Here is an 18,826-nt window from a genome sequence, read left to right on the forward strand (position 1 = left end):
GGTTTCGCGCTGCGAATACAAGGATGGCAAGGCTAAGAGAGAACCCGGGGATTGGTGAACAATACAGGGCTTTCCGCTCACTGTCCCAGAACCGGAAGATAAATCAGCTCAATCAACGTAAGCGTTTCGACCCTCACCCAAACAAAGAAAGCTCCGGAGCCGCGCTCCGGAGCTCTTAATCCAAGGCGACGCTTTACGCATTCGCCCCGTGACACTTCTTATACTTCTTGCCGCTGCCGCAGTAGCAGGGATCGTTGCGTCCAATCTTGTCTCCGCCGCGAACCACCTGCTGCACGCCGTCCGTCGGACCTGCGCCTGCCATGCGTGCCTGCTGCAATTCCCGCTCTTTCTTGCGCTGGAATTGCTTCTCGACATCGTCCAGTGAAGTCTGCATCCGTCGCGGAGCTCGCTCCATAGGCTCGGCCTCCACCGCGGGCCCCGAATACTGCAATTGTTCCGCTCCCGAGCTGGCCATCGGACTCACCGGGCTTCCACCCACTGCCGCCGCGTAGCTGATCTCGTCTCCGTTCTCGTCCACCACGCGCATCATGTACAGATAACGAACCGTCTCCTCCTCGAAGCGCTCCATCATTTCTTCGAACAGGTTGAACGATTCCCTCTTGTACTCCACCAGAGGATCGTGCTGCCCATAGCCGCGCAGTCCGATTCCTTCCTTCAGGTGGTCCATCTGCAGCAGATGGTCCTTCCACAACTGGTCCAGCACGCTCAGCATGATCACGCGCTCGTGCTGACGCATTGCTTCCGAGCCGATCAGCTTTTCCTTCGCTTCGTAGCGCGCAATCAGCCGGTCGAAAATCGCATCGCCCAGCTCGTGATGATTCAGCGTCTTTGGATCGACGCCTTCTGCCAGGATGTCCACGCCGAAGCGGCCATAGACCTCGTTCTTCAGCCCGGTGATATCCCAGTTTTCTGGGTGCACTTCTTCACCGGCATACTTTTCCAGAATTCCGCCCAGCATGTCGCGGACGTAATCCTGCTGAATCATTTCCTTCTGCTCGCTGCCTTCCAGCAGTTGACGACGCAGGCTGTAAACCGCCTCGCGCTGCTTGTTCATCACGTCGTCGTATTCGAGCAAATGCTTACGGGCTTCGAAGTTCTGGGCTTCCACAGCCTTCTGCGCTGCTTCAATGCGCCGCGTTATCAGCCCCGACTCAATCGGAATTCCCTCTTCCATGCCAAGCTGACGCAGAAGGTTCGACACCCACTCCTTGGCGAAGATTCTCATCAAGTCGTCTTCCAGCGACAGGTAGAAGCGCGACGCACCTGGATCGCCCTGGCGTCCCGCGCGGCCTCTCAACTGGTTATCAATACGCCGTGACTCGTGCCGTTCCGTGCCCAGAATGAACAACCCGCCCGCGCCGATCACCTGCGCGTGCTCCACGTCCGTCTCGGCCTTGTACTTCGTCAGCAACTCCGCCCAGGTTTCCGACGGAATACTGAATTCCTGTCCCTGGTAGTACCAGTACGCTGTCGTCGGATCGTCCGGCCTTGCCTCGACTCCACCAGCAACAGCCTTCACCGCCGTCGCCAACCCGCGCTTCAGCGCTTCCTGCTTGGCCATGAATTCCGGATTGCCGCCCAGCAGAATATCCGTACCGCGGCCTGCCATGTTCGTCGCAATCGTCACCATGCCGTAGCGACCGGCCTGAGCAACAATCTCGGCTTCGCGCTCGTGGAACTTCGCGTTCAACACAACGTGCTTGATGTTCTTCTTCTTCAGCAGCTCACTCAGCCGTTCCGATTTCTCGATCGAGGTCGTGCCAACCAGCACCGGCTGATTGCTTTCGTGAATGCGCGCAATCTCGTCCGCCACGGCGAAGTACTTCTCCTTCTCCGTGCGATACACCACGTCCTTGTTCTCAACGCGCAGCAACTGCTTGTTCGTCGGAATCACCACTACTTCCAGCTTGTAGATCTTGTCGAATTCGGCCGCTTCGGTCTCTGCCGTACCGGTCATACCCGCCAGCTTGTTGTACATGCGGAAGTAGTTCTGGAAGGTGATCGTCGCCAGCGTCTGATTCTCGCGCTCGATCTTCACGCCTTCCTTGGCTTCCACCGCCTGGTGCAGGCCGTCCGACCAGCGGCGTCCCGGCATCAGTCGTCCGGTAAACTCATCGACGATGATGACTTCGCCGTCCTTCACCACGTACTCCACGTCGCGCTTGTACAGGTTGTGCGCCTTCACCGCGACTTCCACGTGATGCTTCAGATCCCAGTTTTCCGGATCTGCAATGTTCTCCACTCCAAGCAGCTTTTCAACCTTCTCCCAGCCTGCTTCGGTGACCATTGCGTTCTTGTGTTTTTCATCGACAACGAAGTCGCCGGTGTAGATCTTCTCGTTCGGCTCTGCCCCGGGCAGTTCTTCGCCCTTGGTCAGCTTCGGAATGATCACGTTCACCCGCGCATACTTATCGGTTGACTCCTCGCTCGCGCCGCTGATGATCAGTGGCGTACGCGCTTCGTCGATAAGGATCGAGTCAACTTCGTCCACGATGCTGAAGTTGTGCCCGCGCTGCACGCAGTCGCGCATGTCAAACTTCATGTTGTCGCGCAGATAGTCAAAGCCGAATTCGTTGTTCGTGCCGTAAGTAATGTCGCTGGCATAAGCCGCCTGCCGCTGCGCATCATCCAGGTCGTGGACGATCACGCCCACCGTCATCCCCAGGAAGGTGTACAGCTTGCCCATCCACTCCGAGTCGCGCTTTGCCAGGTAGTCGTTCACCGTGACTACGTGCACGCCACGCCCCGAGAGCGCATTCAGATACACCGGCAGCGTCGCGACCAGCGTTTTGCCTTCGCCGGTCTTCATTTCGGCGATGCGCCCCGAGTGCAGCACCATACCGCCGATCAGTTGCACGTCGAAGTGCCTCATGTTCAGGACGCGGCGTCCCGCTTCCCTCACCACGGCAAAAGCTTCTTCCAGAATCGAATCCAGCACTTCTTCGATTGCCTGTTTCTGCTCTTTTTCCCAAGCTTTGCGGCGGTCAGCATCCAGCTCTTCGGCCGAGGGCTCCTGCAACTGTGCCAGGCGATCCTGCACCTTCTTGCGGAACTCGTCGGTCTTGGCGCGCAATTGCGCATCCGTCAGCTTTTGTATCTCGGGCTCCAGAGCATTGATGCTCGCCACGCGCGGCAGCAGCTTCTTCACTTCGCGCTCGTTATGCGTCCCGAAAACCTTTGCAATCAGAGAGTTAATCAATTTCTATGTTCCTTCAGGTGCTTACCGGCCCCATCTCTCGGCAGAACAGCTTCTTTGCATGCCCAAGGCACCAGTGAAAAGCCTACCATACCGCGTGCAACCCGGCTCGGCTACTCGCCTCCACTCTCGTCAGATGTGAGTAGAGTAGTATGGACACGACCCGGAATCGTTCGGATGACTTCAAACCCCTGAGGTAGATGTATCTTGATAGTCGGCGTTCCCAAAGAAATCAAAGACCACGAAACCCGTGTAGGAATCACTCCCGCAGGCGCAAAGGCCCTGGTCGATGCGGGCCATAAAGTTCTTGTCCAGGCTTCCGCCGGAGAACTCTCCGCCTTCCCCGATACCGAATACGTCGCCGCCGGAGCCGAAATCATCGGCACCGCCGCCCAGGTCTGGGCCTCGGCCGACATGATCGTCAAGGTCAAGGAGCCCATCGCGCAGGAAATTCCTTACTTCCGCGAAGGCCTCGTCCTCTTCACCTATCTGCACCTCGCCCCTGCCCCGGAACTGACGGACAGCCTGCTCAAGAAGAAGATGACCGGCATCGCCTACGAGACCATTCTCGACAAAGCCGGCACCCTTCCCCTGCTCACGCCCATGTCTGAGGTGGCTGGCCGTATGGCCGTCCAGATCGGAGCCACCTACCTCGAGAGCGAACACGGTGGCCGCGGCCTTCTTCTCGGCGGCGTCCCGGGCGTTCCCCCTGCCAACGTCTGCGTCATCGGCGGAGGCATCGTTGGCACCAACGCAGCCAAGGTCGCTCTCGGATTCGGCGCCAAAGTGACCATCGTCGATCTCAACCTGAACCGTCTGCGTGAAATCGACGACATCTTCAATGGCCGCGTTTACACCCTGGCGTCGAACTCCTACAACGTGACCCGCGCCGTGCAGGAAGCCGATCTCGTCGTCGGAGGCGTTCTGATTCCCGGCGCCACTGCTCCCAAGATCGTCACACGCGACATGGTCAGCAAGATGAAAAAGGGTGCCGTGATCGTCGATGTCGCTATCGACCAGGGTGGCTGCGTCGAAACCGCGCGTCCCACGACTCACAGCAATCCGTCATACACCGAGCACGGCGTCGTGCACTATTGCGTCACCAACATCCCCGCCGCCGTCCCACACACCTCGACGCTCGCCCTCACCAATGCGACTTTCCCTTACGTGATGAAGCTTGCCAAGAACGGCATTGAAGCCACGCTCCGTTCCAACAAGGAAATTCACGAAGGCATCAACACCTTCCAAGGCAAGCTCACCTACAAAGGTGTCGCCGACTCCCAGCACCGCGAATGGTCCCCCATCGCCGAACTGGTCTAGCAAACGCTCTATCCCGAGATCCCCGATCCGGGCACCCCACCCTTAAACTCGCGGTTCACTCGAGTTTTGGGGGTGGGGTGTTAATTTGCCCTTGCCTTTGCTCTTGCCATTGCCTTTGTGGTTGACTTTGCCTTTTGGTTTTAAGGTGTCAACTTGGTTTTAAGGTGTCATCCTGAGTGTAGCGAAGGATCCCAGCACAGTCTCGGGCCACCAGTGCCACTCCAGGTCACCTGCCACGCACCAAGAGGCTCTTTCCTCTAAACGGAAATCGGCCGCCCGCAGGCGGCCGACTCCACTTCCACGAAACCTAAATCAATCCACTCTCCCGAGCCATCGTCAACGCCTCGATCGCGGCGCCTCTTGCTCCAGCAGTATCTCCATTTGGCATCGCGTAAAGAGGAATTCCGACCTGCTCTTCGCGCTGCGTCGGCATTCCCTTTTTCACTTCGTCCAGGAACCACTTCTGGAACTTCTCGCTTGCCTCCAGGACTCCGCCGCCCAGAATGAACGCATCCGGATCGAACGTGTTCACCATCACGTCGAAGAACAGTCCGAGCGCATGTGCCTGTACTTTGAAGATCTCCAGGCTCATCTCATCGCCCTTGTCGGCATAGCCTCTCACGAGCTTCGCCGCTTCGTGAATGTTCCCCAGCTTGCCCAGTTCGTGATCGGGATACTTCTTCAGGAAGTGCGGCAGCAGCGTGCGCTCAATTGCCGTCAACGATGCCAGCGATTCCAAATCGCCAATCCTTCCGCAGTTGCAGTGCGGAGTCACTCCGTCGATGCTCTTGATCGACTGGTAAGGGATGAGGCAATGCCCCAACTCGCCGCCAAATCCAACCTTACCCTTGAGCACGTTGCCTTCAATGATCACTCCGCCGCCCGTTCCAGTACCGATCACGACCGATACCGAAGTTTGATTCCCCGTGCTGCCGAAGATCGAGAAGTGGCCCCAGAGCGCGCCTGCGTTGGCGTCGTTCAGATAGGTAACGGGTTTCCCAAGCTTCTTCGCCATGTGTTCCCGGATATCGAAGCCCTTCCAGTTTTCATGTACGAAGTTTGTCGAACCCCGCGCGCTCAGCACGCCAGCCGAGCTTGCCGGTCCCGGAGTATCCAGTCCCACTGCGACGATGTCCGCCAGATCCACGCCGCATTTGTCGGCCACAATCTTCAGTCCATCCGCAATCTGCTGCAGGCAAACATCGGGCCCTAGCTTTGTCTTTGCCGGATGCTCGCAAAGTCCTTCGACCAGGAACTTGTTCTCTTTATTGACAAGCGTATAGTTGATCGCTGTCCCGCCTAGATCGACTCCCGCAACTACTTGCACTTGTATGATCTCCAATTATGCCGAGATTACTCACCCCGAGTAGCCTAGCAGAAAATACCTAGGACATGTCCCTGAGACAGAACAGTTTTCACACGGATTCCCATCTTCGGCCACACGCAACCTCCACAACTTTCGACATCCCCCATCGCGATATTCGCAGTTCAATGTTCTCTAAACAAATTAGAATGATTCAGCACTGATAACTGGAGGCCATAGCAAGTGGCACGGACCATTCTCGTAACAGGTGGAGCAGGTTTCATCGGCTCCAACTTCGTTCTGCAGCGAATCGCCGCGGGTGATCGCATCGTCAATCTCGACAAGCTCACCTACGCAGGCAATCTCGGAAACCTTGCCACCATCCAGCACAATTCGAATCACATCTTCGTCCAGGGTGGCATCGAAGACGCCTCGCTCGTCCGCTCGCTGCTCCAGCAGCACCATCCCGACGCCATCGTGAACTTCGCCGCCGAGAGCCACGTTGACCGCTCCATCGTCAGCCCCGAAGAGTTCATCTTCACCAACGTCGTCGGCACCTTCCGCCTCCTGCATGAGTCGCTCGACTACTACCGTTCCCTCTCGCCCGAAGCACAGTCGCGATTCCGCTTTCTTCACGTCTCCACCGACGAAGTGTATGGCTCGCTGTCCAAGGACGACCCGGCCTTCGCTGAGACAAAAGCATACGAGCCGAACAGCCCTTACTCCGCCTCGAAGGCATCCAGCGACCATCTCGCCCGCGCCTACCACCACACCTACGGCCTTCCGGTGCTCACCACCAATTGCTCCAACAACTACGGCCCTTACCAGTTCCCTGAAAAGCTCATACCCCTCGTCATTCTCAACGCCCTCAATGGCCGCCCTCTCCCCATCTACGGAGACGGACTCAACGTCCGCGACTGGCTCTATGTCGGCGACCACTGCGAAGCCATCGCCCTTGTGCTCGACAAGGGCACACCCGGCCAGACCTACAACATCGGCGGGAACAGTGAAAAGGCCAACATCGATGTCGTGAAGACCATCTGCTCCATCATGGACGAGGCTCATCCCTCCGGCGCGCCCCACGACCGCCTCATAACATTCGTAAAGGATCGTCCCGGCCACGACCGCCGCTACGCTATCAATGCCGGTAAGCTCCAGCGCGAGCTTGGCTGGCAGCCGCGCGAAACCTTCGCAACCGGCATCCGCCGAACTGTCGAGTGGTATCTCGCAAACTCTGCATGGATCGAGCAAGTGACCAGCGGAGACTACCGCAAATGGATCGCAACCAACTATGAAGCGCGAGGTGCCAAGTAATGAAAGGCATCATTCTCGCCGGAGGCTCCGGCACGCGTCTTTATCCCGCCACCATCGCGGTCAGCAAGCAGCTCATCCCCATCTACGACAAGCCGATGGTCTATTACCCGCTCAGCACCCTCATGCTGGCCGGAATCCGCGACGTCCTGCTCATCTCCACCCCAACCGACCTGCCGCGCTTCCGCGAACTCCTCGGCAACGGTTCGCAGTGGGGCATTAAAATCCAGTACGCCGAGCAGCCTCGTCCCGAGGGCCTGGCCCAGGCCTTCATCATCGGCGAAGAGTTCATCGCTGGCGACCCTTGCGCGCTCATCCTCGGCGACAACATCTTCTACGGCCAGAGCATGTCCCAGCTCTTGCAGCACGCCGCCTCGCTCGAACGCTGCGCCACCATCTTCGCCTATGCCGTGCAGGACGCTCGCTCCTACGGTGTCGTCGAGTTCGACTCCGAAGGCCGCGCCATCAGCCTCGAAGAGAAGCCTGCGCATCCGAAATCCCGCTTCGCCGTCACAGGTCTTTACTTCTACGACTCCGAAGTCGTCTCGCTCGCCAAATCTCTCAAGCCCTCTGCTCGCGGCGAACTCGAAATCACTGACCTCAACCGCCTTTACCTCGAGCGCAATCGCCTCAACGTCGTCACCTTCGGACGCGGCACCGCATGGCTCGACACCGGCACCCACGACTCCATGCTCGAGGCTTCCAGCTTTATCGCCACTCTCGAAAAGCGCCAGGGCCTCAAGATCGCCTGCCCCGAAGAGATCGCCTACCGCATGGGGTTCATCACCTGCGAGCAGCTCTGCGAACTCGCCAAGCCCCTTATCAAGAGCGGCTACGGCAACTACCTTCTCCAACTCCTTGAGAGCTAACCGGCTCTCAAGGAGTCATTTCCGAATCTCGGATTCGCCCCGCCCGCACCAGCACAGGATGGCTTGTAACTTTTAGCGCCCCTTGGAATCCAACCTCGTACTGGGGTGTGGATTATGAGTCGCTGTCTCCCGTTTCGCGTCGTAAGTGTCTTTGCAATCCTTATAGCAATCCTGATCGTTGGAATGTCCTTCGGGTGGGATCGCGCAGAAGCATCCCACGGCAGCGCCGTACTGCCCGATCCTGCCGTGGATCAGCATCCCGCGGCCTCAGGACGCGAGACCGCCGTCTTTGCTGGGGGCTGTTTCTGGGGAGTTCAAGCCGTCTTCCAGCACGTCAAGGGAGTCCAAAGCGCCGTCTCCGGATACTCCGGCGGTTCATCCAACACCGCTGAATACGAAACCGTCAGCACCGGACAAACCGGACATGCCGAATCCGTGCAAGTCACTTTCGATCCCTCTCAGGTCTCCTACGGACAGCTTCTGAAAGTGTTCTTTTCCGTTGCCCACGATCCCACTCAGCTCAATCGACAGGGCCCTGACACCGGATCGCAATATCGCTCGGCCATCTTTTACACCAACGACGAGCAGAAGCGAATTGCCGATGCCTACATCACGCAGCTCACCCAGGGAAGATTCTTCCCCGGTCGCATCGTCACCGAGGTAGCGCCTTTAAAAGGGTTTTACGCTGCCGAGTCCTATCACCAGAATTACGCCACTCTGCATCCTGATAACCCGTACATCGCCATCAATGACGCTCCCAAGGTCGAGCACCTTCGCCAAGAATTCCCCGCCCTCTACAAGTAGCAACAGCCTCAGCATGTAACCCGAGTGTCGAACCCATCCGTCGCCAATCGGATGGGGATTCAGTGTTGTTCCATTCTGATCCTTCGCTATCCTTTCTCCGCGCTCTTTCCTTGTCGCCGCCACACTATCGAGCTACTCTGATTTCGCTGTGTTCTAGAGGGAGCTCGCCTATGCCGACCCGCCTCATAGCTTTCCTGTTCATTGCATGTTCTCTTACTTTCACGGTTGCATGCGGCGGCGGAGATCACCGACAGACGTCCGCACCATCTCCCATCTTCATCAGCGCAGCTCCCACCGCGGCTCACGAGGGCGAAGCATACACATACACTGTCGCCGCAGCCGACCCTCAAGGCGGCAGCGTCACTTTTTCTCTGCAAACCTCTCCTGCTGGCGCGACCCTCTCCGGCAACACCATCACGTGGACGCCGACTCACGCGCAGGCCCGCCAGTCCAATGCATTCGCCGTGCTCGCCACCACTTCACACAGCGGCACCGCCACGCAGTCGTTTTCCGTTACGCCCACCGGAGACATCCACGGCAGCCGCATCAGCACTTACTGGGGAGCCAACGGCAAAACCGACGTGCCCTACGACTTGTCCACCCTCAGCTCCATCGCCGCCCTCGTTCCTGACTCTGCTGGCAATCTCACCACCATCGCCGGACACGGCTCTGCCGACGGCACATTTGTCATCCCCAACGTCCCCGCGGGTTTCTATTGGCTGCGGACCTATCCCACCGACTTGTTCTGGACCAGCAGCAGCGATTTCGACGCTGGCTCCGATTTCGCGACCAGGTATTCACCCGCAACCTCTGCCGCCATCCAGTTCACGGCCAACATGAACATCTCCGGCCTGAGCCCATGGACCGTCAACAGCGGCCTGGCTGGCATCGCTCCAAACCTGCTGGCAAGTATCTCTTTCCTGCAGCTCTCATCCTCAGGCACAATCCAGCCCCTCCTGGACGTGGGCGCAACCTCCTTGAATGGCCAGCGCTCCGCCGCCGTGCTGCGCGAAATCGATCCCTCCAAGGGCGACAGCACTTACTTCCTGCAGATGGAGCCGACCGCCACGTTCGGCACCTCTCTCGCCGCTAACGGATTCTTCCCCAGCAGGCACAGTGTGACTGCTCTCGGCCCCCAGTCTCTGTCCGTGAATTCCGGCACCGCCGCCGTGGACATCGCTGGCGCCTTCACGACCTCCAACACCGCTTCCATGCGCGCCAAGGTTTCCGCCGCCGGGTTTGCCGACTTAGCAGCCGGCGCTGAGTCCTTTGGATTCGGAGCGTCGGTTGCCTACGTCCCCATCGCAGACCGGTTCATGGGGAATTCCATGGCCACCCCACTCATCGGTCTACCTCTCGCCTCCGTCGCCTCCGCAGCGCCGTTGACCACCGATATCGACGCGGGAGACATCTCCTACGTCAACCCGTTCCCTTCCTCGTGGGTGCCCATATACTCCGCTTATCAAATGACTGGCGTTCGCATCGACACTGGAACGGGTTCCGCCGGTTTGCTCGTGCAATCCGGCTACAGCACCACCACTCCGCCCACGGCGGAGAAGCCTTTCCAAATGTCGATGGGAAATATCCAGAATGCGTCGATCAATGGCACAAGCCTTTCCACGGCCACGACCGCTGCAACCCCTATAAAACTCGCCTGGGCTGCCCCCACGGGATTGGCTCCCGCGACTTACTTTTTGTATGTGATCAAGCTGCAGCAGGTTACTTGCAATCCAGTGCCTGGTGGGTTGACGACGTGTTCTGCTCCCCTTGTGTTAGCCGGACGCTTTGCAACCACCGCCACCACGCTCACTCTGCCTCCCGGCATGGTCGAAAGCGGCAGCCAGTACCTTTTCCAGATCGATGCCATTGCCGATTCCAAGCTGAATCCGCAAACCGCCCCGTACCGCCGCTCATGGAATCAAGCAACGACTAGTGTTCTCTCCAACTCCGTTACGATCTCTGGCACGGGATCAGCTCTTCAACCCGCTCCCGTGCGCAACGAAGCGACTTCCGAGCCCCTCTCCGACTTCTACCTCCTCACCCCCGATGGCCCTCGCCACATCAACCGACCTAAGCCTGACTAGACTCGCGTTGCTCTCAAGAATTCCTGCTGCGAGGTGCGCGGGTGCGTTGCGCTCGGGCACCCATCCTGGCTTGCCTTTCTTGGCAAGCCAGGATGGAGTCTGTTCAGATCGGGCGAAGCGCGTTCCGAGCTCCTGCTCTTTCTTCATCACCTCATCCCGCTTCTCACCCCGCCTCACCTTCCCACTGCGCGGCTCAGCACGGGTCTGCTCTCCGGCTTTCTTACAATCGGATTTCCCACCGGCAACACGTCCCTCCCGAAAACCTGGGCGAAGATCGCATGCCCCATCATGTAAAGCGCCAGCGAAGCGCACACAATTAAGTCGATTGCCGTCACCGTAAGCACCGACTTCATCCCCAGCAGGAATACCAGGTCGAGTCCCACAAAACCCAGCAACAGCGTCAAAAACGTAAGAGTCATCGCAAGATGCACCGCCAGCGACCCCACGAACATAATCGCCGTGTACACCGTGTACACCAGCAGGAAGTAGCCAATATCCGTGCCTGTAATCTTCAGCGGTGCACCGATGATTGAGTTCGGCAACGCCTGTAGATCCAGCAGCAGATAGATGAAAGCGAGCGCGATCCAGAACGCTCCATAAGCCGTGAATGCGCTATAACCGAAGTTATTCCCTGCCTTGAATTCCTGGAAGCCGGCAATCAGTTGCGCGCCTCCACCAAACATCAGTGCCACACAGAACACCACGCCACTTCCACACCACCCGAGGTTATGAAACTGGAGCAATAACGTCGTCACACCAAAGCCGGCCAATCCAACGACTGCCGGGTTCCCACGGATCTGACCTTCCATTGGCAAATCTCCTTTGTCCTTCTCACGGTTAGTAATCGGCTCAGCGCGCTTCTCACCCCACGTCCAGCGATGGAACGCTCAGCCGTCGTACGCATGAATCCAGCGGATACACTTTCGCGTCGTTCTGCAGAGCCCGAAAGGCAATGGATCGTTATTCAACTTTCTGCTTAAGTACCAGGTATCGCTTCGGAACGTTCACCCCAACGCTCCGGCGTCGCAACCGACTCTCCGCGTTTCCTCAATCGAGAAGAGCCATTCCCTCACCCGCAAGGCTGCTTAGACGCGGATGCATTCTGCTTTCTTTTCTTCCATTCGTAAAGAGAAATCCACACCGAAGAAAAACTCGCTGCCTCTCAACTCGCGTCCGGGAATTTCACTCCTTCGAGTTACGCCTGAACCATTGCCTACGCGCTCACCTGCGACCGCAAGAGATTGGTTTCCTGCTAATACCTGGAAAGTTCATGACGGGCAGACGGTCTTGTCATACTGACCAGACCGTAACGATGTAAAAACTTCCATTGATACCTGAGTTAACTCCGGCGGGCATTCAAACGAAGATCATCCGGGTGCCGGAGCGCGGCCTCAAGCCGTCTTAAATCCCCGCCAGACTCCGTTGCGCGCGGAGAACGTGGACTTGCGGGATAGGAATGAAGGCAGCGAGTACGCTCCGGCCCCTGGGGACGTCCGTCGTGACTATATCCCCGATTCCAAGCTGCTCAACCAAAATATCGCTGCTGCTTCCCGCATTGGTCCTGAGCCTCCGCCCAGCGCGTCTTGCTACAATTCATCCCTACAAACCTCGGAGGCTGCGCATGCGCAAACTTGCTGCTGTTCTGCTGTTCACGACCATAGCCGTGCTCTCAACCCTTGCCCAGGCACCGCCCGCGCCTGCTCCCGACAAGCCCTACGTGATGGAGTACTACTACAAGGTTCACTGGGGTCACCAAGATGAGTTCCTCGATCTTTTCAAGAAGAATCACTACCCCGTCCTGCAGCGCGAAATCCAGCAAGGCCGCATTCTGTCTGTACGCCTCGACACGCCTGCATTTCACATGCCTGAACAGGAGCGCTGGGATTACCGCGTGACCATCACCTTCAAAAATGCGCAGGCCGCCTACACGCCCGTCGACGAGCACGCCATCCAGCTTCAGCTCTTCCCCGACCAGGCGACATTCAAGCGCGAAGAGCAGCGCCGCTTCGAAATCCTCGAGGCCCACTGGGATCTTGCCATCTCTCCCATCCCGCTCGAAGCCGCGAAATAATCTGCTCCAAGCAAAAGCCCCTCGCGATACGAGGGGCTTCTTAACACCTGATTTAAATTTATAAAGCCGTTATGCTGCGACTTGAGATGCGTCGGAACCTTTGGATTGGGCCATCAGTTCGCGAATTCTCATCCTTGCCTGATGCAGTCCGTGTCGGGACTCGTCTTCGCTGATGCCGAGTGTTCGGGCGATGCGGGCATGGTCGTATCCATCGCCATCATGCATGCAGAAGATCATTCGCTCTGTGTGCGGCAACTGCATGATCGCTCGCTCCATCTCCACGCGCTTCGTATTCCGAGGCATCGAGCTAACTTCCCTCACGGTCGCGCACTTGAGTTTCGGGGGCTCGAGCGAAACGCTCTCTTCTTCGCGCAGCTCGCGCAACAGAGCCTTATCGATCATCTCTTCCGTAGGCTGATCGCTCACAGAAAAAGCGCGCAAGAACGTCCGCTCCGAAATATCTTCCGCCAGCATCTCGTTGTCTGTCATCCAGAACGCAAACGAGTAAACGCGATGCCGGTTCGCCTCGTAAATGGCCTTGTACTGCTCCAGCCGCTTGCTCTGGGCGCTGGGGCGAAACTGCACGATTGCGATTGGCGGCAAAGCTTGAAAACTATTCGACAATTGAAGCTCCCTCGATACCCACCCAAAAGAAGAGTCGGGTTGAAACACTGCTGAAGTCGAGCAGATGTTGGTCACTGCAAGACAACTCAGACTTAATCCTTAGGCACGGATATACTGCAATCACTCTGCCCAAGTAACCCTCGAACTCATGTTCCCCTTGTGGAAACTTAGATAACCTGCTCATCCTGAGTTACTTGGAGCCTGATTTATATTTGTGGGGTGACGGATTTGAGTAGATATTTCGCCTTACGACGTACTATCAGAGGGATCTGTAGATTCATAATAGTGGAATCTCTATTCCACTATTGAGCTCAGACGAGAAATTATTACCAACGATGCAGTACCTTCGAACTGCTTTCTGGTTCTTCCATAGCTAGGATGCGTTCCGCGGGCCCAGTGATGCGCCTCTATTAAGTACAAGGAGCTGTTGAGGTCTTCTGTGGAGTGTGGGTTCCTGTATTTGCAAGTACAATAAGGGCAGTGTGCGTTGCTGAATCACTTTAATGAAACGAATCTTAGTTGTTGACGATGAAGGGGCTGTTCGCGAGGTAGTCTGCGCCATGTTGCGCCACGCCTCGTACCAGGTGGAACAGGCTCGCTCGGGCAGAGAAGCCCGGGATTTCCTACGGCAGGACCCGGACATTCACCTCATCCTGACCGACATGATGATGCCGGACATGGATGGCCTGCATTTGCTTGATGCGGTCAAGAGCGAGTACCCAGACATTCCAGTTGTAATGGTAACCGCCGTTCACGACATTTCCATTGCGCTCGGCGCCATCCGTCGCGGAGCCTACGACTACATTCTGAAGCCGTTCGAGAGAGAGCAGTTGCTGGCTGTTGTGAGCCGCGCGCTCGAAACGCGAAGGCTCAGAATCCAGAACCGCATGTATCAGTCCAATCTTGAAGCGCTCGTAACGCAGCGAACGTCGGAACTGCGCAACACGATCGCCGAGCTGGAAAGATCCTACGACGTCACATTGGAAGCCTTAGGCGATGCGCTCGATTTGAAAGATGCCGAGACTGAGGGACATTCGCGCCGGGTCATGGCCTACACCATCGAAATTGCGCGCGCCATTGGATACCCTGCCGAGAAGATGCGTGTCCTCGCCCGTGGTGCATTCCTCCATGACATCGGCAAAATGGCCATGCCTGACGCAATTCTGCGCAAGCCGTTCCCGCTCGACCGGAAAGAGCAGGAACTCATGCGCGAACACAGCGTCCTCGGCTATCGCATACTGAAAAAGATCCCCTTCCTCGCCGAGTCTGCCGAAATCGTGTACGCCCACCAGGAACGCTGGGACGGCAGCGGATACCCCCGTGCTTTGAAAGGTGAAGAGATTCCGCTTGGCGCTCGAATATTTTCGATTGCTGACGCTCTGGATGCGATTACATCCAATCGTCCCTACCGCCCAGCGCAGAGCATCGAGGTGGCACGCAAAGAGATCGCGGCATGGTCGGGCCGCCAGTTCGATCCCATGATCGTGGATGCGTTTCTCGCGATCCCTGGCTCTTTTTGGGAGCAGCTGCGCATCAACTCCCAAAAAGAACGAGTCTGGTATAGTGATCATCCCTTGGAGGCCAAGGCTAACACCGTATAAGGAGCTGCATGGCAACCAAACTGGAAAGACAATTAGTGGCTGAAGGTATGCAGAAGCTGCCACGATGGACGCTTCAGGGTAATCAGATCGAGCGCGTTCTCGAGTTCCCCAATTTCGTCGATGCCATGATCTTCGTGAACAAGGTCGCCGAGCTTGCCGAAGAAGAAGGCCATCACCCCGATATTCGCATCGTGTACAACCGCGTCACCTTGGCGCTTACCACGCACGATGCTGGAGGTCTCACGCAAAAGGATCTGAGCATGGCAGCGCGGATCGACTCGATCCCCACATAGAGTGCTCTCGGAAAAGCAAAACCGGCGCTTGCGACGCCGGTTTTCTATTTCATTCGGATAATTGCCTAAATCGTATTACGAGTGCTGAATGAGTGCTCCAGCTCTGTCACTGCCTGCTGGATCCGTTGGAGTTCGTTCTTTGCTGCATCGTTCCAGGCCACCATACGACCTTTCACCTGGCTGTGCTGTGTCCTGAGTCGCACGACATTCCGCGCACGCTTCGAGAACAGCACAGCTCCCAGTCCGCCTAGTCCGACGAACGTCAAAGGTACAGTCCACTTACGCATTCTCACCTCCGAGTCGGTGTCTCTCATTTTTCCCCAACTCTTCCTGAGTAGCAACAATGAATTTCGAGACAGTGGGATGCGTCACTTGAAGAAGAACGCTTCAGCGGCTACGGCGGGGAAAGCAGTGCAACTCGATGAATCTAAGTACGCTTACGATCCCCGGCATGAGTGCGCGATGCCTGGCCTGCAGTGTGGCTTTTGCGATCAGAGTTCGGCTCACGCTGATGTGCTTGCCCGGAGGTCTTTGCTGCTCCTCCATTGGATGGATGCACCGGAACACGAGGTGAGAACGTCGCGCGCTGCTGCGCCTTAGGACGCTGCGGGGAAGGCAGCGGAGCCGGTTGTGCCGAAACCGGCGGCGTCAGTCGCTCCGGGTGTTCGCGCACGATCTTCTGGGCCAGCTTTAGAACTTCGCGCTCGCCTCTGTAAGTAAGCTTGCGGTGAGCTTTGTCCAGAGGGAACCAGAACGCCTTGCGCACCTCATCTCGCATGTCTGGACTGATCTGTCCCAGCCGCCCTGAAGAGTAGAGGAAAAGGTAGAAGCTGACTGCCTTCGAGACGTGCTCGCGGCCTCCCCATGAGCGCACATAAAGATACCGGATCGTTGTGAGCCGGAACAGCCGTATGCCACGAACACCGGTTTCCTCGAAGACTTCGCGGTCGGCACTCTGCTCCGGCGTTTCTCCCTCGTCCACTCCACCTTTGGGCAATGCGAACACCGTGCCCTCCGGACGGGCTTTGGCACGTCGCGTGATCGTATCGGCATTGATGATGTTCGGCTCGATGATGGCCACTTGCCAGGCTCCGCGCATGTGCCTGAGTACGACACCGCCAGCCGACGTCTCGTACACGGTCTTCTGCGACGACTGCTGGTTGGCAGTCCCGGATTCATGCTCTATCTTCTTCGGAGCGGACGAATTAGACACCGTTGAGAGACCTGACTATAAAGGTTTGCGCATCCCATGTTCGCAAATATTGATGCCTATGGGCAAGAGTTTGCTCGTTGCGGGAGCTGGATTTGAGAGTATCAGAAGAGAGCGACTCGAACCCGGGCTGCTCCCAAAAGTATCAAATCATCATGTCTCATCTGCTCTTCTATTGCGATCATCATGAGATCGTACTACCTGCCGGACATAAATTCCCCATGTCCAAGTACCGGCTGTTACGGCGCGCTCTTGAGATGGATGGCGATTATTTGCTCACCCCTGCCTCTCCCGCCGCTCGCGAAGCCATCGAGCACGTTCACGATCCTTCCTATGTGGAGGGATTTCTGACTGGAACGCTACCACATCAGTCCGTTCGCCGCATCGGCTTTCCCTGGTCGGAGTCGCTCGTGAGCCGTACCCTGTGCAGCGTTGGCGGAACCCTCGCTGCCACCTCTGTCGCCCTGGAGCACGGATATGGCGGAGTGCTGGCTGGCGGCACGCATCACGCCTTCCGTGGTGAAGGTTCTGGTTTTTGCGTTTTCAACGACATTGCGATTGCCGCAAGCTGGCTGCTCCGCGAGCATCGGTTCAGCCGCATAGGAGTGGTCGATTGCGACGTTCATCAGGGCGACGGCACCGCCCAGATCTTCGAGGCCGATCCGCGCGTCTTTACTCTATCGCTCCACGCCCGGAAGAACTTCCCTTTCCGCAAGCAGCGTTCGCGCCTCGACGTCGAGTTAGAAGACGCGACCGGCGATCGTGAGTACCTCTCGGCGCTCGACGACGCGATGCAAACTGTCCTCGCGTGGAAGCCGCAGATCGTCTTCTACCAGTCCGGTGTGGATGCTCTGGCCTGCGACCGCCTGGGCCGCCTTGCGTTGACTCACGACGGGCTTCGCAAGCGCGACCGACTCGTGCTCTCCGGCTGTCGCCAGTACAACATCCCGGTGGTGGTCACACTCGGGGGTGGCTATGGGGATCCCATCGAGGCCACGGTTGAGGCGCACGCCAACACCTATCGCGTCGCGCTCGAAATCTTTGGCGATGGCCGATAAGCCACCTGTTTACGAGACACTACAACTCGGAATGCTTATTCATGAATCTTATCGACACCGCCGCCCCTTGGGGCGCAACTTCCCCTTCGGCTGACGGGCTGTTACGGAGAGGAATATGCGCATGAATCAGCTATCTCAAGTGGTGCGTTCCGTCCAGGTGTTCTTCCGCAATCTGAGCGGGACGCCCAAGACAGAAACGGCTGCACCGCGGAGGCGCACGCTGGGCGTAGCACTGGGCGGTGGCTTTGCACGCGGAATGGTCCACATCGGCGTGCTCAAGGTTCTCGAAGAAGAGCAAATCCCCATTGCTGCGATTGCCGGGACAAGTTCTGGCTCCATCATGGGTGCCGGGTTCTGTAGTGGGGTTTCTGCTAAAGAACTGGCGGACATTGGCCGCCGCCTTCGGTTCAAAGATATCGCTCGCTGGACACTGGACCGAGGTGGATTCTGCTCCAACGATCGGTTGGCGACCGTGCTTGGCCGCACGTGCCCCTGCAAAGACTTCTCGGAAATGCGCATTCCTCTCGTGGTCGTCGCCACCGAATTGATCAGTGGTCAGCCCGCAATCTTCCGCACCGGATGCATAACAGACGCAATCCGCGCCAGTTGTGCTTACCCGGGTATGTTCACCCCCGTGGAGATCAACGGAGTGCTGCACGTGGATGGGATGCTCAGCTACGAGGTCCCAACAACTCCGCTGAAAGAAATGGGAATTGACTGCGTACTGGGTGTTCAACTGAAATCCCGCTGGACCCAACCGGGAGCCCCGCGCCATTTCTTCGATGTCATCGGCCAATGTTTCACGATCGCGCAGGTGCGCATGAGCCTGCAGTGGGCCAAGGACGCCGATTTGCTGTTGCAACCCAACGTGGACGGTTTTGCCTACGACGACTTTGCCCGAGCCGATGAATTGATCGCCATCGGCGAAGAGTCCATGCGAGAGGCCCTGCCGGAGTTGAAGCAAAAACTCGGAATCGTTGACGTGAAGGAGACTGTACCAAGAAAGGTGGCGAACACAACCTTGGCAAAACCTTCGCCTGTTCAAGCGGCATGAGATTGAG

16 protein-coding genes are annotated in these 18,826 nt (G+C 57.6%); 10 read left to right on the forward strand and 6 right to left on the reverse strand.

Going from position 1 to position 18,826, the window contains the following annotated elements; translation table 11 throughout:
• Positions 1-193 precede the first annotated feature (193 nt).
• Complete coding sequence (gene secA / locus AC6IY8_RS08100; protein WP_497778285.1) at positions 194-3,220, reverse strand: preprotein translocase subunit SecA; 3,027 nt, start codon at positions 3,218-3,220, stop codon at positions 194-196.
• Positions 3,221-3,424: 204 nt separating this feature from the next.
• Here secA and ald point away from each other — a divergent pair, with 204 nt between their 5' ends.
• Positions 3,425-4,537 (forward strand): alanine dehydrogenase, encoded by a 1,113-nt coding sequence (ald, locus tag AC6IY8_RS08105; protein WP_497778286.1) that lies wholly within the window; start codon positions 3,425-3,427, stop codon positions 4,535-4,537.
• 307 nt (positions 4,538-4,844) lie between these two features.
• Here ald and AC6IY8_RS08110 read toward each other — a convergent pair whose 3' ends face one another.
• On the reverse strand, positions 4,845-5,864 hold the full coding sequence (locus AC6IY8_RS08110; RefSeq protein WP_497778287.1) for an ROK family protein: 1,020 nt from the start codon (positions 5,862-5,864) through the stop codon (positions 4,845-4,847).
• Positions 5,865-6,083: 219 nt separating this feature from the next.
• Between AC6IY8_RS08110 and rfbB the strand changes: the two genes are divergently transcribed.
• From rfbB to AC6IY8_RS08130, 4 genes are all read left to right on the forward strand, one after another.
• Positions 6,084-7,154 (forward strand): dTDP-glucose 4,6-dehydratase, encoded by a 1,071-nt coding sequence (gene rfbB, locus AC6IY8_RS08115; RefSeq protein WP_497778288.1) that lies wholly within the window; start codon positions 6,084-6,086, stop codon positions 7,152-7,154.
• Positions 7,154-8,020, forward strand: a complete 867-nt coding sequence (gene rfbA, locus AC6IY8_RS08120; protein WP_497778289.1) for a glucose-1-phosphate thymidylyltransferase RfbA — start codon at positions 7,154-7,156, stop codon at positions 8,018-8,020. Before rfbB ends, rfbA begins: the two co-directional genes overlap by 1 nt.
• A 114-nt stretch (positions 8,021-8,134) precedes the next feature.
• Positions 8,135-8,824, forward strand: coding sequence for a peptide-methionine (S)-S-oxide reductase MsrA (gene msrA / locus AC6IY8_RS08125; protein WP_497778290.1), 690 nt, complete (start codon positions 8,135-8,137; stop codon positions 8,822-8,824).
• Positions 8,825-8,994: 170 nt separating this feature from the next.
• Complete coding sequence (locus tag AC6IY8_RS08130) at positions 8,995-10,908, forward strand: hypothetical protein (protein WP_497778291.1); 1,914 nt, start codon at positions 8,995-8,997, stop codon at positions 10,906-10,908.
• A 173-nt stretch (positions 10,909-11,081) separates the two neighbouring features.
• On the opposite strand, the gene AC6IY8_RS08135 is transcribed toward AC6IY8_RS08130, so the two are convergent.
• Positions 11,082-11,717: an acetate uptake transporter gene (locus AC6IY8_RS08135; protein WP_497778292.1), complete on the reverse strand. Its 636-nt coding sequence runs from the start codon at positions 11,715-11,717 to the stop codon at positions 11,082-11,084.
• An 812-nt stretch (positions 11,718-12,529) separates the two neighbouring features.
• On the opposite strand from AC6IY8_RS08135, the gene AC6IY8_RS08140 reads away from it, so the two are divergent.
• Positions 12,530-12,979 carry a hypothetical protein gene (locus AC6IY8_RS08140; protein ID WP_497778293.1) on the forward strand — a complete coding sequence of 150 codons (450 nt, stop codon included), beginning with the start codon at positions 12,530-12,532 and terminating at the stop codon, positions 12,977-12,979.
• Positions 12,980-13,048: 69 nt separating this feature from the next.
• Here the strand turns inward: AC6IY8_RS08140 and AC6IY8_RS08145 are convergent, their stop codons facing one another.
• Entirely contained in the window at positions 13,049-13,603 is a 555-nt protein-coding gene (locus tag AC6IY8_RS08145; protein ID WP_497778294.1) for an RNA polymerase sigma factor, read from the reverse strand.
• A gap of 503 nt (positions 13,604-14,106) precedes the next feature.
• On the opposite strand from AC6IY8_RS08145, the gene AC6IY8_RS08150 reads away from it, so the two are divergent.
• Positions 14,107-15,204, forward strand: coding sequence for an HD domain-containing phosphohydrolase (locus tag AC6IY8_RS08150; protein ID WP_497778295.1), 1,098 nt, complete (start codon positions 14,107-14,109; stop codon positions 15,202-15,204).
• A gap of 8 nt (positions 15,205-15,212) precedes the next feature.
• Positions 15,213-15,497, forward strand: a complete 285-nt coding sequence (locus AC6IY8_RS08155; protein ID WP_497778296.1) for a 4a-hydroxytetrahydrobiopterin dehydratase — start codon at positions 15,213-15,215, stop codon at positions 15,495-15,497.
• Between the two features lie 65 nt (positions 15,498-15,562).
• On the opposite strand, the gene AC6IY8_RS08160 is transcribed toward AC6IY8_RS08155, so the two are convergent.
• Positions 15,563-15,784, reverse strand: coding sequence for a hypothetical protein (locus tag AC6IY8_RS08160; RefSeq protein WP_497778297.1), 222 nt, complete (start codon positions 15,782-15,784; stop codon positions 15,563-15,565).
• Positions 15,785-15,924: 140 nt separating this feature from the next.
• Entirely contained in the window at positions 15,925-16,710 is a 786-nt protein-coding gene (locus AC6IY8_RS08165) for an NUDIX hydrolase (protein ID WP_497778298.1), read from the reverse strand.
• Between the two features lie 152 nt (positions 16,711-16,862).
• Here AC6IY8_RS08165 and AC6IY8_RS08170 point away from each other — a divergent pair, with 152 nt between their 5' ends.
• Entirely contained in the window at positions 16,863-17,765 is a 903-nt protein-coding gene (locus AC6IY8_RS08170; RefSeq protein ID WP_497778299.1) for a histone deacetylase family protein, read from the forward strand.
• Between the two features lie 121 nt (positions 17,766-17,886).
• On the forward strand, positions 17,887-18,819 hold the full coding sequence (locus AC6IY8_RS08175; RefSeq protein WP_497778300.1) for a patatin-like phospholipase family protein: 933 nt from the start codon (positions 17,887-17,889) through the stop codon (positions 18,817-18,819).
• Positions 18,820-18,826: the final 7 nt, after the last annotated feature.

The sequence above is a fragment of the Koromonas soli genome (assembly GCF_059726265.1).

Excerpts from the sequence above, each read along its gene's own strand:
- rfbA (WP_497778289.1), top strand. The coding sequence starts at position 7,154 with ATGAAAGGCATCATTCTCGCCGGAGGCTCCGGCACGCGTCTTTATCCC.
- msrA (WP_497778290.1), top strand. The coding sequence starts at position 8,135 with ATGAGTCGCTGTCTCCCGTTTCGCGTCGTAAGTGTCTTTGCAATCCTT.
- AC6IY8_RS08130 (WP_497778291.1), top strand. The coding sequence starts at position 8,995 with ATGCCGACCCGCCTCATAGCTTTCCTGTTCATTGCATGTTCTCTTACT.
- AC6IY8_RS08135 (WP_497778292.1), bottom strand. The coding sequence starts at position 11,717 with ATGGAAGGTCAGATCCGTGGGAACCCGGCAGTCGTTGGATTGGCCGGC.
- AC6IY8_RS08140 (WP_497778293.1), top strand. The coding sequence starts at position 12,530 with ATGCGCAAACTTGCTGCTGTTCTGCTGTTCACGACCATAGCCGTGCTC.
- AC6IY8_RS08150 (WP_497778295.1), top strand. The coding sequence starts at position 14,107 with ATGAAACGAATCTTAGTTGTTGACGATGAAGGGGCTGTTCGCGAGGTA.
- AC6IY8_RS08155 (WP_497778296.1), top strand. The coding sequence starts at position 15,213 with ATGGCAACCAAACTGGAAAGACAATTAGTGGCTGAAGGTATGCAGAAG.
- AC6IY8_RS08160 (WP_497778297.1), bottom strand. The coding sequence starts at position 15,784 with ATGCGTAAGTGGACTGTACCTTTGACGTTCGTCGGACTAGGCGGACTG.
- AC6IY8_RS08170 (WP_497778299.1), top strand. The coding sequence starts at position 16,863 with ATGTCTCATCTGCTCTTCTATTGCGATCATCATGAGATCGTACTACCT.
- AC6IY8_RS08175 (WP_497778300.1), top strand. The coding sequence starts at position 17,887 with ATGAATCAGCTATCTCAAGTGGTGCGTTCCGTCCAGGTGTTCTTCCGC.